Annotated in this window: 14 protein-coding genes and 4 pseudogenes; 13 read left to right on the top strand and 5 right to left on the bottom strand. The window is 56.9% G+C overall.

Annotated features, from left to right (window positions below):
- Window positions 1-42 precede the first annotated feature (42 nt).
- Window positions 43-540 (bottom strand): annotated as a pseudogene (locus ACA051_RS11135) (aldolase); the annotation flags it as partial.
- Between the two features lie 50 nt (window positions 541-590).
- Window positions 591-841: pseudogene (locus ACA051_RS11130) on the bottom strand (HAD hydrolase-like protein); the annotation flags it as partial.
- Window positions 842-913: 72 nt separating this feature from the next.
- On the opposite strand from ACA051_RS11130, the gene ACA051_RS11125 reads away from it, so the two are divergent.
- Window positions 914-1,381 carry a hypothetical protein gene (locus tag ACA051_RS11125; RefSeq protein ID WP_497374760.1) on the top strand — a complete coding sequence of 156 codons (468 nt, stop codon included), beginning with the start codon at window positions 914-916 and terminating at the stop codon, window positions 1,379-1,381.
- A gap of 80 nt (window positions 1,382-1,461) precedes the next feature.
- Here ACA051_RS11125 and ACA051_RS11120 read toward each other — a convergent pair whose 3' ends face one another.
- Window positions 1,462-3,210 (bottom strand): L,D-transpeptidase family protein, encoded by a 1,749-nt coding sequence (locus ACA051_RS11120; protein ID WP_497309757.1) that lies wholly within the window; start codon window positions 3,208-3,210, stop codon window positions 1,462-1,464.
- Window positions 3,211-3,291: 81 nt separating this feature from the next.
- Between ACA051_RS11120 and ACA051_RS11115 the strand changes: the two genes are divergently transcribed.
- From ACA051_RS11115 to ACA051_RS11075, 9 genes and pseudogenes are all read left to right on the top strand, one after another.
- Window positions 3,292-3,996 (top strand): murein L,D-transpeptidase catalytic domain family protein, encoded by a 705-nt coding sequence (locus ACA051_RS11115; protein ID WP_497374758.1) that lies wholly within the window; start codon window positions 3,292-3,294, stop codon window positions 3,994-3,996.
- Window positions 3,997-4,156: 160 nt separating this feature from the next.
- Window positions 4,157-5,857 carry a copper resistance system multicopper oxidase gene (locus tag ACA051_RS11110; protein ID WP_497374756.1) on the top strand — a complete coding sequence of 567 codons (1,701 nt, stop codon included), beginning with the start codon at window positions 4,157-4,159 and terminating at the stop codon, window positions 5,855-5,857.
- Between the two features lie 10 nt (window positions 5,858-5,867).
- Complete coding sequence (locus ACA051_RS11105; protein WP_497374755.1) at window positions 5,868-6,755, top strand: copper resistance protein B; 888 nt, start codon at window positions 5,868-5,870, stop codon at window positions 6,753-6,755.
- 54 nt (window positions 6,756-6,809) lie between these two features.
- The gene (copC, locus tag ACA051_RS11100; RefSeq protein ID WP_497374753.1) at window positions 6,810-7,181 is read left to right on the top strand and encodes a copper homeostasis periplasmic binding protein CopC; all 372 of its coding nucleotides are present in this window, start codon (window positions 6,810-6,812) and stop codon (window positions 7,179-7,181) included.
- 3 nt (window positions 7,182-7,184) lie between these two features.
- The gene (gene copD / locus ACA051_RS11095) at window positions 7,185-8,117 is read left to right on the top strand and encodes a copper homeostasis membrane protein CopD (protein WP_497374751.1); all 933 of its coding nucleotides are present in this window, start codon (window positions 7,185-7,187) and stop codon (window positions 8,115-8,117) included.
- Window positions 8,118-8,203: 86 nt separating this feature from the next.
- Entirely contained in the window at window positions 8,204-8,596 is a 393-nt protein-coding gene (locus tag ACA051_RS11090) for a hypothetical protein (protein ID WP_497374749.1), read from the top strand.
- Between the two features lie 100 nt (window positions 8,597-8,696).
- Window positions 8,697-9,104: a hypothetical protein gene (locus tag ACA051_RS11085; protein WP_497309745.1), complete on the top strand. Its 408-nt coding sequence runs from the start codon at window positions 8,697-8,699 to the stop codon at window positions 9,102-9,104.
- Between the two features lie 98 nt (window positions 9,105-9,202).
- On the top strand, window positions 9,203-9,472 hold the full coding sequence (locus ACA051_RS11080; protein WP_497309743.1) for a heavy-metal-associated domain-containing protein: 270 nt from the start codon (window positions 9,203-9,205) through the stop codon (window positions 9,470-9,472).
- A 159-nt stretch (window positions 9,473-9,631) separates the two neighbouring features.
- A pseudogene (locus tag ACA051_RS11075) lies at window positions 9,632-10,129 on the top strand (transporter substrate-binding domain-containing protein); the annotation flags it as partial.
- A gap of 33 nt (window positions 10,130-10,162) precedes the next feature.
- On the opposite strand, the gene ACA051_RS11070 reads toward ACA051_RS11075, so the two are convergent.
- Window positions 10,163-11,388 (bottom strand): IS3 family transposase gene (locus ACA051_RS11070; protein WP_497303223.1). Its coding sequence is split into 2 segments (ribosomal slippage): window positions 10,163-11,037 and window positions 11,037-11,388, totalling 1,227 coding nucleotides; the frame shifts between segments, so codons are not numbered across the junction.
- A 54-nt stretch (window positions 11,389-11,442) separates the two neighbouring features.
- On the opposite strand from ACA051_RS11070, the pseudogene ACA051_RS11065 reads away from it, so the two are divergent.
- Window positions 11,443-11,736, top strand: a pseudogene (locus ACA051_RS11065) (type 2 periplasmic-binding domain-containing protein); the annotation flags it as partial.
- A gap of 126 nt (window positions 11,737-11,862) precedes the next feature.
- Entirely contained in the window at window positions 11,863-12,858 is a 996-nt protein-coding gene (gene dusA, locus ACA051_RS11060; RefSeq protein WP_497374747.1) for a tRNA dihydrouridine(20/20a) synthase DusA, read from the top strand.
- Window positions 12,859-12,911: 53 nt separating this feature from the next.
- Here the strand turns inward: dusA and ACA051_RS11055 are convergent, their stop codons facing one another.
- Window positions 12,912-13,742, bottom strand: coding sequence for an undecaprenyl-diphosphate phosphatase (locus tag ACA051_RS11055; RefSeq protein ID WP_497309657.1), 831 nt, complete (start codon window positions 13,740-13,742; stop codon window positions 12,912-12,914).
- Between the two features lie 500 nt (window positions 13,743-14,242).
- On the opposite strand from ACA051_RS11055, the gene ACA051_RS11050 reads away from it, so the two are divergent.
- Entirely contained in the window at window positions 14,243-14,983 is a 741-nt protein-coding gene (locus ACA051_RS11050) for a winged helix-turn-helix domain-containing protein (protein WP_497309655.1), read from the top strand.
- Window positions 14,984-14,989 lie beyond the last annotated feature (6 nt).

Here is a 14,989-nt window from a genome sequence, read left to right as displayed (position 1 = left end):
CATGGGCAAAGGCCCAAAGCCCTTATTTTTTGTGAGCTTAGTCTACGCGGGGGTGAGGGGCAATTGTCCTTTGGCTAGCCGCCGCATTGCCCTGTGCAAATGCGCCCGCGCGCTTTCGGCATCGCCCAAACGCATTTGCTCGTAGGCCCGCTGGGCAACTTCGTGGGGCACCGGCTTGAGTTCGCGCTGGGTCGCCATGGCCATCAGCTGCACTTGTGCGGCACGCTCCAGGTAATACAAATCACCCCAGGCTTCGGCGATGGTCGGCCCGGCGACAATCACCCCATGGTTCTTCAGGAACAGGATGTCGGCATTGCCCATGACACTGGCAATCCGGTCGCCTTCGGATTCATCGAGGGCCAGGCCGTTGTATTCCTCGTCCACCGCCGTGCGGCCGTAAAATTTCAGCGCCGTCTGGCCCAACCACAGCAGCGGCGGACCTTGCAGCAAGCACAACGCCGTGGCGTGAGGCATGTGGGTGTGGAACGCCACTTTCACCCTCGGCAGCTGTTTATGCAGCCGGGCATGGATGTAAAACGCGCGGAACGCGAACGGCCTGCTAGGGTGTGTGCCATGACGAGGTCTCCTTTTTACCAGTCGAGGGATGTGAACAAGGGCACGACCTGACCCAGCGTGCTCACAATATCGCGTCCGGCTGGTAATCCGGCAGCAATTGCCGACCCGTGCCGCGGTCGATCCATATGCAGCGAAAGTACATGTCGCGGGCGGCGGTGTGATCCAGCGTCGGGCTCGCGCAGATATGGACCACTTGATCACGGCTGACGCCGAGCTGCTCTTGAGCGTAGTCAAACAGTCGCGGATTCGGCTTGTAGGCACCGGCCTATGACGCAGGGCAAAACCAGGATGGCTTTCAGGAGCTACGATTACTCTTACATCACGACAGGGAATCGAAATGAGTAAGGCAGACGAACTCGCGGCGAAGCTGAAACAGACCCGGCCTACCAGCGCGGAGCAGATGATCGACAGTTGGCCCGGCCAAGTCTACGAGTTGTATGAGCAGATCGAGGCATGGCTGCTGCCAGTGACCGAGGTAGGCCTGATTCTGCGGCGCAATCCCACGCATGTCTTCGAGTGCGATTCAGAGGGTGCGACTTACGACTATGCGATCGACCAATTACTGATCGAAGGCAATGACCACAGCCTCATCTTCGACCCTGTTGCGCGCTTCACTGAAGATGGCGCCGGGCGTGTCGAGATCCACTCGAAAGGCAAAGAACTCGCGCTGCTGCGCACGGTGGACAAGCATGGCGAGACGCATTGGTGGTTGCAGGTGATTGAGCAGGCCGCACAACAACTGGATGCAGTTGCGTTGACGGAAAACAATTTACTTTCGGTGGTGCAGGAAGGTCTGCAACTTTAACACCCGGACGAACAACGAAGGCAGATCACCAAAACCGGAAAGCGGAAAGGGGACGGACTTATTAAATCAAGCCCACTCCCCTACTGCCGCGCCGGCCCCGCCGCCACCGACCCCACTGCCGTATGCAAATCCAGCACAGGCACCGGCGACGGCCGATTCAGCGCCCGCAACACCGGCGCATCGTAACCATACACATCAGGCTTGAACGCCACTCGCCCGTCACTGCCCAAATCCACGGTCCAGTACGCCAGCAACACCGGCACTTTCACCGGAAGCCGAATGTTCTCGGTCTTGCCGCTGGCCAACTGCTTTTGAATGCCTTCGCTGTTCCACCGGACCGGGTCGTTGAACAACAACTCCACAAGCTGCAGCGGATTCTCTACCCGAATGCAGCCCGAGCTGGTCGCTCGGACCGTTTTGGCAAACAACTCGCGGTGCGGTGTGTCGTGGAGGTAAATCGCATAGTCGTTGGGAAACCGGATCACCACCTGGCCGAGGGAGCTTTCTGGACCGGCGTCCTGACGCAACGTGAGGCCGCGCGGGTTGGTCCAGTCGACGGTCGACGGGTCGAGCACATTGCCTTCCCGATCAAGCACTCGAATTCGGTTGGCGGCGAGGTAACCGGGATTGCTCTGAACCTTTGGCAACATATCTTCCTTGAGGATCGTCGGCGGCACCGTCCAGGTCGGGTTAAACGTGATGTAGGTAATCTGCGCCTGGAAGACCGGCGTATTGCGAGCCGTTTTACCGACCTGCACCCGGGATCGCCAAATCGGCAGGCCATCGCGGTACATCGCCACCTTGTAGCCGGCAATATCGACGATGACGAACGTGCCCTGAAGCTTGTAGAGCAGCCAACGCGCGCGCTCCATGTTCACTCGTACCTGATCGATGCGCGCGTCAACGGGCACGTTCAGCGCCGCCAATGTTGTCGCCCCTGCCATGCCGTCCGCACCCAGGTATTGCTCGTTTTGATACTTTTTCACAGCCGCGGTGACGGCGCCGTCGTACTTCGTGCCATGGATCAATCGTGGATCGAGGAAACCTGCCGCGACCATCCGCGCGCGCAACTGCGCGACCGCCGGTTCGTCCATGCCCGGTTTGAGCGAATGGTCGACCACCACTTTCGGCCAACCGCCCCGGTCCCGAATGCCGCGCAGTTGCGCCAGGGCCTGACGCAAACCGACGTACACCGCTTCTTGCGGCGGCGCCTGGGCAAACGCCTTGGCCACGTCGTGACTGTCAAGCGCGGCGAAGAAAGCATTGACGTCGTCCCGTGGATCGACGTCATTCGAATCAAAATTCCAGTGAATGTCGAGCCGCGAAGGGTCGACCTTGCCCCGCCGCAACTGCAGCAGCGCGGTGATAAAAGTATGGGTGGTCGCCAAATCAAAAGCTGCCCGCTGCTCGGGCGTGACCGGTGTCGTCTGCATCGTGGTCTGCGACCGGACCAATTCATCAATATGAAAGTCCGCCGGGGTCAAGCCATCGGCTTGAGTCGCGTTCAGGCTGGCGATCAATTGCGCGACATCACTTTCATTCGTCCACGCCGCGCGATAGGCACGATGTGTATAAAAATCCATGACCAGACGGCTGACGTCCACCCGCCGATTGCGTGGCGCAGTGAGCAATGGTGGAAACGCAGATTTCAGCGGTTCAAGCGAGGCCTGAATCGCTTGACCGACGTTATCGTCCGCTGCGGCCTCGATAATGGAGGTAGGCGCATTTAGCGGCTCGATCGACGACGTTTCCGCAAGTGCTGTGCCGCTGATCAGAAAGCCCATAAAAAATACGCGGCTTATGACGAATAACCTTGTTAAAAGCACCATGAATAATCCTTAATCCCCCGCATTCAACGCCCGGCTTGCAACGCACTGCTAGACTCGAACTTAACATGATGAGACATCTATATGGCGCCACTACGTTTTGGCTATCTACTTTCGGCCCTGCTACTGACGGCAATGTCTGTACCGTCAGCCTACGCCGATTCGCTCGCGGCCGCCCTCATCAAAGCGGCCCCGAAAGCTAACGCCAACGTCATCAACCTCGCCGTTCGCGCCTCGCAATGCAGCATCGCTCAAGGCAAAGCACCTGTCCAAAGACTGGCCGTCATCGACTATTCCCTGCCTTCGACCGAACAACGTTTGTGGGTGTTCGATTTAAAGAAGCGCAAATTGCTGTTTCATGAACTGGTGGCTCACGGTCGAAACAGCGGCGAGAACATGGCGGTCAACTTTTCCAATCAAAACGAAAGCTTCGCTACCAGCCTCGGTTTGTACCGCACACAGTCAAGTTATGTCGGGCAGAACGGTTACTCGTTGCGCATGGAGGGCCTGGAGCCGGGTTTCAATGACAACGCGTTTGACCGGGCCATCGTGATTCATGGCGCGCCTTATGTGAGTCCGGTCCTGGCCCGTGCGAATGGGCGGATTGGCAGAAGCCTCGGTTGCCCGGCGGTCAGACCGGCGGTTGCTCGTCGACTGATTGATTCGATGAAAGATGGGCAGCTGTTGTTCTCTTACTATCCAGATCAGCGTTGGCTGAAGTCTTCTTCGTATATCAATTGCGGCGGCTCCACCGTGGCTGATACGTCCGAGCCCAAAAAACACCTTTAAGAAAGGGCGCCCGCTCAGTGAGCGCCTCTCTCCAGTTTCACCGCGCCTACACCCGCGAAACTGACAAAACTGTAATCTTAGCCTCAGCCTTCTGAAAGCCGCCGCCCGTTAACCTCGTCGTCAAGCTAGCTCCAAGCTGACGGATGGGGAACACAACGGCATGCATTCCAACACTACAAGACGCACCTTCGTGAAAGGGCTGGCTGCGGGCGGGCTGCTTGGCGGCCTCGGCTTATGGCGCACGCCGGTCTGGGCAATCACCAGCCCTGGCGAACCTCAGGTGTTGGCGGGCACCGATTTCGATCTGTCGATCGGCGAAACCCCGGTCAACATCACCGGCAACCCGCGCACCGCCATGACCATCAACGGCGGCATTCCCGGCCCGCTGCTGCGCTGGCGTGAAGGCGATACGGTGACGTTGCGCGTGAAGAACAAGCTCAAGGTCGACACGTCCATTCACTGGCACGGCATCTTGCTGCCGGCCAACATGGACGGTGTACCGGGCCTGAGTTTTCACGGCATCGAACCGGGCGGTCTGTACGTTTACCAATTCACAGTCCGGCAGAACGGCACCTACTGGTATCACAGCCATTCGGGCCTTCAGGAGCAGTCCGGCGTTTACGGCCCGTTGGTCATCGATGCCAAGGAGCCAGAGCCGTTCCAGTACGACCGCGATTACGTGGTGATGCTGACCGACTGGACCGACGAAGACGCCGTCAGCCTGATGAAGACGCTGAAAAAACAGTCGGATTACTACAACTACAACAAGCGCACCGTGGGTGACTTCATTCACGATGTCAGCGAAAAAGGTTGGGGGGCCACGGTCGCGGATCGAACGATGTGGGCCGAGATGAAGATGAACCCCACGGACATCGCCGACGTCAGTGGCGCCACTTATACCTACCTGATGAACGGCCAGGCACCCGACATGAACTGGACCGGTGTATTCCGCCCCGGCGAGAAGCTGCGGCTGCGGTTTATCAATGGTTCCGCCATGAGCTACTTCGACGTGCGCATCCCCGGGTTGAAAATGACGGTGGTCGCAGCCGACGGTCTGCACATCAAACCGGTGAGCGTCGACGAGTTTCGCATCGCGGTGGCAGAGACGTTTGACGTGATTGTCGAGCCGACCGAAGCGGCTTACACGCTGTTCGCGCAATCGATGGATCGCACGGGTTTTGCACAGGGCACGCTGGCAACGAAGCCTGGTTTGTCGGCGCCAATCCCTGCCCTGGACCCTCGACCGTTGGTGACCATGGATGACATGGGCATGGGCGGCATGGACCACGGCAGCATGGGTGATATGGCGGGCATGGATCACAGCAGCATGGCCGGCATGCAGTCTCATCCGGAGACGGAAAAGGACAACCCGCTGGTGGACATGCAAGCCATGACCACCTCGCCCAAGCTCGACGATCCCGGACTGGGCCTGCGCAACAACGGACGCCGAGTCCTCACCTACTCTGACCTGCGTAGCTCCTTCGAAGACCCGGACGGCCGCGAACCCGGCCGCACCATTGAGCTGCACCTCACCGGCCACATGGAGAAATTCTCCTGGTCGTTCAACGGCGTGAAATTCTCCGACGCCGAGCCGCTGCGCCTCAAGTACGGCGAGCGCGTCCGGATTATGCTGGTCAACGACACGATGATGACCCACCCCATCCACCTGCACGGCATGTGGAGCGACCTCGAAGACGAGAACGGCGAGTTCATGGTGCGCAAACACACCATCGACATGCCGCCGGGCACCCGGCGCAGCTATCGGGTCACCGCCGATGCGCTCGGCCGCTGGGCCTATCACTGCCATCTCCTGTACCACATGGAAATGGGCATGTTCCGTGAAGTTCGCGTGGAAGAATGAGGCGCATCCCATGACCCGATTGACTCCTATCTCTTTGACACTCGTAACCGTGGCCCTGACGCTCTCTTCGACAATGGCCGCCACTGACGACATGCAGGGCATGGACCATAGCCAGATGACCGGCATGGACCACAGCCAAATGCAAACCATGGATGAGGGCCAGATGCAGCCCGCCGCACCGACTGAAAGCCGCACGCCGATCCCGACGCTGACCGATGCCGACCGCGCCGCCGTGTATGCCAGCCCGACCGGCCACGGCGTGCATGACACCGCACTCAACTATTACTTCCTCGCCGATAAACTCGAATGGCAGGACGCGGACAACGGCAGCGTCCTGGCCTGGGACTTATCAGGCTGGGTCGGCGGTGACCTCGACCGTCTGTGGCTTCGCTCCGAAGGCGAACGCACCAACGGCAAGACCGAAGACGCCGAAATCCAGGCCCTGTGGGGCCATGCGATCTCCCCGTGGTGGGAGGTGGTAAGCGGCGTGCGCCAGGACTTCAAACCCGGCGCCCCGCAAACCTGGGCCGCCTTCGGTGTGCAAGGCATGGCGCTGTACAACCTTGAGACCGAAGCCACAGCCTTCATCGGCGAAGGCGGCCAAACCGCTGCACGACTTGAGGGCGACTACGACATCCTGCTGACCAATCGGCTGATTCTGCAGCCGACTGCCGAACTCAACTTCTACGGCAAAAACGACCCTCAACGAGGAATTGGTTCGGGGTTATCCAACACCGAGGCCGGCCTGCGGCTGCGCTACGAAATCCGCCGGGAGTTCGCGCCTTACATCGGCGTGACCTGGAATCGCACCTACGGCAAAACCGCCGATTACGCCAACGATGAAGGCGAGGATCGCAGTGAAGCGCGCCTGGTCCTCGGCGTTCGGCTGTGGTTTTAAACGCGTCAACTCAAAAACCAAAAACCAACCGTTTAAAACGGTAAGAGGCCTCGCATGCGCATGATCAAAACCACCGTTATTGCCCTGGGGCTGCTGATGAGCGCACTCGCTCAAGCCCATCCGAAACTACTGTCCTCCACCCCCGCTGAAGGTGCAGACGTCGCAACACCCGCCAAAATCGAACTGCACTTTTCTGAAAACCTCATGACCCAGTTTTCCGGCGCGAAACTGGTCATGACCGAAATGCCCGGCATGGCCCACGCCCCCATGCCAATGAAAGCCAAAGTCTCCGGCGGCAGCGACCCGAAAACCATGGTCATCACCCCACTCTCGCCACTGCCCATCGGCACCTACAAAGTCGAATGGCGAGCGGTGTCTTCGGACACTCACCCGATTACCGGCAACGTTACGTTCAAAGTGAAGTGATTAATGAGCGACTCGATCGGCATTGCCCTACGGTTTGGCTTGTACGTGGATTTGATGCTGCTGTTGGGCTTGCCGCTGTTTGGGTTGTACAGCCTTAAAGGACAGGAACGCGTGTCGGGCGCTGTGTTGTCATTTCGGTTGATGATGGCGGGGACGGCGGCGCTTGGGGTGCTGTTGTCTGTCGCAAGCATGGTGGTGATGGCGAGCGCAATGAGCGGTGAAACGGACTTTGCCGAGTTGCGTCCACACATCGAGATGATGGTGCTGGAAACGGGCGTGGGGCTGGCCTGGGTCGTGCGTATTGTCGCACTGGTTGTTGGCGGATTGGCGGTGACGCTAAACCATCGCGCCCCTGATGTTAGCTTGCTGGTTGCGTCGATTGCTGGCGGTATCGCCCTCGCCTCTCTCGCCTGGAACGGACATGGGGCGATGGATGAAGGCATCCGCCGTGTCTGGCATTTCACTACCGACATCCTGCACTTGCTGGCTGCAGGAGTGTGGCTGGGAGCGCTGGTGGCGCTCGCGTTGATGGCGAAAAATGTTCTGCTAACCGAAGAGCGCATCCGACTGCTGGCCCGCGCAGTGAAACGATTTGAATCGGTGGGCGCGTTGATTGTGGTCGTCATCACCGTCACGGGTGTTGTGAACTATCTCTTCATCGTTGGGCTGAAGCTTGATGAAGTATTTCAAAGCACCTACGGGATTTTGCTGTTTATCAAAGTCGCCTTGTTTGCGGGGATGCTGGTGCTCGCCGCGTTGAACCGGTTTCACCTTGGACCGTTTTTGCAGAGGTCGTTGTGCAACGGGCAGTATCGGGTAGCGGCGAATGCACTGCAGCGCAGTGTGGTGATGGAGTTGGTTGCGGCCGTCCTGATTGTGGGGCTGGTGGCCTGGCTGGGGACCTTGAGTCCAGAGATGGAAATGGGCGTGGAGTAACGTAAAGGAGCGCCACTTGATATAGATCAACGACAGTCACCTACACAGCGCTAAGCTCAAGATAACCCTCAGATCGGATACCAGACATGCACGGGTTCCGCACCCATCTACCGCTGCTGATCCGCCAAGTGCTCGCACTGTGGCTGTTAGCCTTTGCGGTAGCGGCGAGCCAGGGTTGTCTTAGCCTGCCGCCTCATGATCTGAACGCCGCCCATGAAATCACCAGCAGCGCTGGCCATGACGACAGCCATGAGCAGCATGCCAGCGGCTGCCTGCAATACTGCGGAAACCGCACCAACGCGTTGAACCCCGCACTGAACCTGCCCACCTTCGAACACGCCCTTTGGGCCGCCCTGCTTCTGCTGCCCGTCGTGTTTCTGAGTGCCCACTCCCCGACGCCGTTCGCGTTCCTCGCCTTGCACCGTCCAGCGCCGCCCAGACCGCCCGTCCGTCTGAGCTTCGTTCGTTTCAACGATTAAAACCTGCCCGGCATGCCGGGTGTCCGGCCGCACGCTTTGGCTGCGCATCTTCAGCGCAGCTCGCTACTTCCTGCACGTCCCTGACTTCCTGGAGATTGCCATGCACAAGCACCTTAAAACACTCGTTGCCGCACTGCTCATCAGCAGCCCATTGGTTGCCCTGGCCGTCGACGAACATCACCCCGACACACCACCCACCGCACCGGCCACCACCCAGACCCAGCCCAAACAAGACAAGGCCATGAGCGAACAGATGCAAAAAATGCAAACGTCCCACGAAAAAATGGCCGCCGCCAAAACCCCGGCCGAACGCCAGGCCGCCATGCAAGAAGGCATGGCTACGATGAAGGACAGCATGGGCATGATGCACAACCATTGCCAAGGCATGGGCATGGGCATGGGCAAAGGCATGTCCGGCGACAAGGACAACTCAGAACAGATGATGGGCATGATGATGAAAATGATGGATCAGCAGTCGAGCATGATGAAGATGCCGATGGCGCAGTAACCGCCTGAAAGAAGCGCTTGACCTTGCCATCGTGGCAAGGTCAACCCTCGAACCCTGTCATCACACCACCGCCACTCACGGCGAAAGAGGTTCACGCAATGAACGGTACAGAATTGCAAGTCGAAGGCATGAGCTGCGGCAGCTGCGTCAAACACATCAATGCTGCATTGCAACCGATCGCCGGGGTGGGTGAGGTGACTGTCGATCTGGCGTCCGGCCGAGTCAAAGTGACCGGGGACACCGACAGCAATGCCCTGTTATCGGCACTGAATGAGGCAGGGTACCCAGCAAGCGTGTTGACAGGAGAAATCCCCGACAGTATCAAGAAAAAGTCGGGGTGCGGCGGCTCCAGTTGCTGCTGTCACTGAGTCCGAACGGTCAGGATGACATCGAGGCCAGACCGCATTTTGCAAACACAAAAATGGGCGCTCCCACAATGAGCGCCCTTTTCGTCGTGGATAGCAGCCGAGAAACTGTTCCACTACACTCCATTTTCTTCAAGTCCCCCCTCATAAAAGCCCGCAAAAATGAAAACCATAAAATGCACACTGATGCTCGGTGGCCTGCTCGCGATCTCCTGCGGCGCTCAGGCACAGGACGGCCCTTCGCATCTGGACAGCATCATCCAGCAAGGCCAACTGCGCGTGTGTACGACGGGAGACTACAAACCCTATACCTACAAAGCCGAGGACAGCGAATACTCGGGCATCGACATCGCCATGGCCCGCTCATTGGCCGACAGCCTGGGCGTCAAGGTTGAATGGGTGCAGACCACATGGAAAACGCTGATGCCCGACATGCTGGCCGGCAAATGCGACATCGGCGTCGGCGGCATCTCGGTCACCCTGGAACGCCAGAAAAAAGCCTTCTTCAGCACCACACTGGATGTCGACGGCAAAATCCCCTTAGTGCGCTGTGAAGATCAGGCGCTGTACCAGACCGTCGAACAAATCAACCAGCCTTCGGTTCGTTTGGTTGAACCGGCCGGAGGCACCAACGAAGCGTTTGTTCACGCGATTCTGCCCAATGTCTAGTCCTGAAATAGGTTTACACCTGTTTCACCCCAACGCCCGATGCACCGCATCGGGCGTTTTGTATTTTAAGGACAGGTGCGGGCGTTCCTGGTTGTAGATCAGGATCGCTTCTCGCACCATTTGCTCCGCTTGCGCCAAGTCTGTCGGCCGGTGGAGTAATAGTTCTGTTTTCAAGATGCCGTTGACCCGCTCTGCCAAGGCGTTTTGGTAGCAGTCGTAGCCATCCGTCATCGAACACGTGATGCCATGCTTGGCGTGGAGCTTTTGATACAGCGCCGAGCAGTACTGGACTCCTCGATCCGAGTGATGGACCAGTTTCTGACGTGTTCGACGTGTCTTTAACGCCATGCGTAAGGCTTGGGCCACCGAGTCGGCATGCAGGCTGCCATGCACGTGATAACCGACAATTTTTCTTGAGAAGGCATCTGTGACCAGGCTCAGGTAGACCGGATCGTCACGCTGGGTGGACAGGTAAGTAATATCGGCCACCCAGACCTGTTCCGGACCGGTTGCAACGACTTGCTGCGGGCCTGGCTTTAGCAGATTGGGATGGCAGCGAAAGTGATGATGGCTGTCGGTCGTCTTGTGATACGCCCGTTTCCTGCGAACCAACTGCCGGTGCTCGCGCAGCACTTCAAACAAGCGATCCCGGCCAACATGCAACTCAGGTTTCTCATGCTCCGCGTGCATCAATGACTGGAGCTTGCGTGCGCCAATGCAGGGTTGGCGCACTCGGATTGCCTGCACAAACTTGATGAGTTTCTGATCTTGATCGACTCGCGCCCGATAGACGCGATCACGCTTGTAAAAGGCTTGGCGACTGATCCCCATAAACTGGCAAGCCCTGCTGACACTCAGGGTTTGGGTTTGCGCAACGACTTGCCGGGCCGCTTTTTTACAATGGATACGCCGTAGTCATTCTTCAGGACATCAACCACATCTTCAAAGAATTTGGCTTTCTGATTTGCTAGTGCCAGTTGCTCCTCAAGCTCTTTGATTCTCTGCTCGGGGGTCAAAGGCAAAGTTGGCTCGTCCATCGGTCGAGTCCTCTGCGTACGAATGGAGGCGCCTTGGCTCCAATCTTGTCGACCATGCTTGCGTAACCAGACCAACACCGTCGACCGACCTTGAATCCCATAACGCCGCTGAGCCTCTTTATAACTCAACTCGCCTTTTTCTACTTGGTCGACAACCGACAATTTAAAAGTCAGCGTGTAATCGCGCTGACTACGTTTTGCGCCCGTATCCATTGCACCTTCCTGATAAAAAGCCAGAAGGTGTAAACCTTATTCAGGACGAGACACAAGGCGCAATTAAGCCTTCACGACAACGTGACCATCTTTCAGGAACTGTTGGATAAGAAAGCCGATGTGATGATTACCGACGCGTCGGAAGCGCTGTATCAGCAGAAACTTAAACCCGGGTTGTGCGCGGTTAACCCGAGCCAATTCATGCAATACGGTGAGAAGGCCTACTTGCTTCCACGCGATGACATGACCTGGAAGTTATACGTCGACCAATGGCTGCACCTCGCCAAGGTGACCGGCAACTACCAGAAAGTCCTGAGCCAGTGGATAGCAACGCCCGCCCCCAAATAACCGCCACATCCCATAAAAACAGGTCCACTAACTCCGAGCACCTTTGCAACAGGACTCGCCTCAAGCCTCGAGGCCTCATTCCTGATAAACTCCCGCCCTTCGCCCCACCTATTCCCAGACGCCCCAATGCCCCCAATCACCACCACACCCGCCCCGCTCTCTCGCCGCTTCTCCGTGGCGCCCATGATGGATTGGACTGACCGCCACTGCCGTTTTTTCCTACGTCTATTATCGAAAAACGCCCTCCTCTACACCGAAATGGTCACCACCGGCGCACTCCTCAACGGTGATCACGAACGCTTCCTCCGTCACAACGAAGCCGAACACCCGCTGGCCCTGCAACTCGGCGGCAGCGTCCCTCTCGACTTGGCCGCCTGCGCCCGCATGGCCCAGGACCACGGTTACGACGAGGTGAATCTGAATGTCGGCTGTCCGAGTGATCGGGTGCAGAACAATATGATCGGCGCGTGCCTGATGGGGCATCCGCAGTTGGTGGCGGATTGTGTGAAGGCGATGCGCGATGCGGTGTCGATTCCGGTGACGGTGAAACATCGGATCGGGATTAATGGGCGGGACAGTTACGAGGAGTTGGTTGATTTCGTCGGGACGGTTCGGGATGCCGGGTGCACGAGTTTTACGGTGCATGCGCGTATTGCGATTCTGGAGGGGTTGTCGCCGAAAGAGAACCGTGACATTCCGCCCCTGCGTTATGACGTGGCGGCGCGGTTGAAGGCGGATTTTCCAGAGCTGGAGATTGTTCTTAACGGCGGGATCAAGACGCTGGAGGCCTGTCACGCGCATTTGCAGACGTTTGACGGTGTGATGTTGGGCCGCGAGGCGTATCACAATCCTTATGTGATGGCCGAGGTGGATCAGCAATTGTTCGGCAGTACGGCGCCGGTGATTAGCCGGGCGGAGGCACTGGCGCAGTTGCGGCCTTATATTGCGGCGCATATTGATGCGGGCGGTTCGATGCACCATATCACCCGGCATGTGTTGGGGCTGGGCACCGGTTTTCCGGGGGCACGCAAGTTTCGGCAGTTGTTGTCGGTGGATATCCACAAGGCTAAAGAGCCTTTGGCGTTGCTGGATCAGGCAGCTGAGTTGCTTGAAGGGCGTTGATCCGTTTTATCTTTTAAATACCAGGCTGGTGGGTCCGCAGCCTGGTTCAAGTGTCAGAGCGCTGCTTCAGTCCAGTTAACCCAACCGAATGCCCATGTGGCCAGGATCACCAGACCGAATGCAATTCGGTACCAGGCGAACGCGGCGTAGCTGTGGCTGGCGATAAACTTGAGCAAGCCGCGCACGGCGATCATGGCGAAGAAGAACGCGGTGACGAAGCCCAAGGCGAAGACTGGCAGGTCGCCGGCCTGGAACAGATCCCTATACTTGTAGCCTGAGTAGACGGCGGCACCGACCATGGTTGGCATGGCCAGGAAGAACGAGAACTCGGTGGCCGCCTTGCGCGACAGTCCGAATAGCAACCCACCGATAATGGTCGATCCAGAGCGTGAGGTGCCCGGTATCATCGCCAGGCATTGAGCGAAACCGACCTTTAACGCGTCGGTCCAGCGCATGTCGTCAACATGGTCGACATACACCACATGTTCGCGCCGCTCAGCCCACAACATAATGATGCCGCCCACTACCAATGCCACCGCCACGGTGATTGGATTAAACAGATACTCGTGGATCTTATCGGCGAACAATACACCCAGGACAACGGCAGGCATAAAGCCGATCAATAAGTTCAAGGTAAACCGTTGCGCATTGCGTTGGGTTGGCAAGCCTGTGACGATCTCGAGAATCTTGCGCCGAAACTCCCAGACCACGGCCAGGATGGCCCCCAGCTGAATGATGATATTGAAGGCCATCGCACGCTCACCGCCGAAGCCGAGCAGGTCCGCAACAATGATTTGGTGCCCTGTACTTGATATGGGTAAAAACTCTGTCAGTCCTTCCACCATGCCTAAAATCAATATCGTTACGGTAGTCCAAAAATCCATTAATCCCCCTCATCCACAAAAGCAAATCTGCTGACGAACTCACGGTTTTATCGCCAACGAGTCAGTAAAACGCATTCAGCCCTGGATTTAAACTCAACGTTAACAAATGTCATAACCTCCCCCCATGAGCCAGGACGTTATATAACAAGAAATATCAGTTAGTTCGAAACTAAAGACATACTCAAACTAGCACTTAAAGCAGCCTAATTCTGGCAACTCATACGCTCCCCATAAAAAATCCAACTACGGCGGCTTCAGCCACCCACCCAGGCTTATTGAACTGGAAAAGCGGGACATTGCGCGAAAAGATGGCACAATGATGCCCCTTTGCCACCGTGCATGCCAAGCATCCCGAGCACAAAGGATCTCGCCAGATTGGCCAACAATGTTAAAAAAATTGTGACGTCTGCTTGAAAACCCGGGAAATGTTACCAATTGTCAGTCACAAATGAGAATTGGTGCATTAACATCCAAATGTCAGCACCCAGCCGAGTCAAAGCATGATGCTTACAGGGAAATTAACGAATACCAGCCACAGCCACACAAAGGAGGTGACGGGCATTCTCACCATTGGGCGGACCCATAGTTTAGCTGAGGGTTTCAGGACATTAGTTGCAAACTATGTCGCGCATGATATACCCGTTGACACTACGTGTTACAACAACTTGTATAGAAAGAACAAGGACTCCCATTCATACCGTGCAGTATTCATTGTCATTGACAGCCCTCGGGTGTTTGATGAAAGCATCGCCTTGGTGGAAAATATGCGTGCCGACAACCAGGCCCTTATTATCTTTGTAGCCATCACCGGCAAAGGCACCTACAACAAGATGAAATACTATCTTGCCGGCGCCGACCACTGCATTAAATTCAGTACGTTTCCTGAAGATAACCCGGACGTACTTTCCGAGTTTTTTAATAGCGCAGAATGGCACAAGCAGCACAATCTGCTCTTGGACCCGATGCGTATGTGCCTGATTGGAGACTATAAAAAGCTGGATGTATCGTTTCCGGAAATGAAAATTCTTGAAGCATTTTCCGAAACAAGAAACCAAATATTGAGCCATGATGAAATCGCCAGAATCATGGGTCTGAATATAACTTTTTATGACCCAAGAGCTTTGGAAAAATCTATCAGCCGCCTTCGCGGCAAGATAAAAGGCATGTATGGCACCAACGCCATTCAAAGTATTCGTGGGCATGGATATCGTCTTGTCAGGGGTCTGATCTCGACCGCCTGATAATTA

The organism is Pseudomonas sp. LBUM1669 (genome assembly GCF_059695705.1).
The sequence above is the reverse complement of the archived record's forward strand: the minus strand, read 5'-3'. Positions and strand labels throughout refer to the sequence as shown.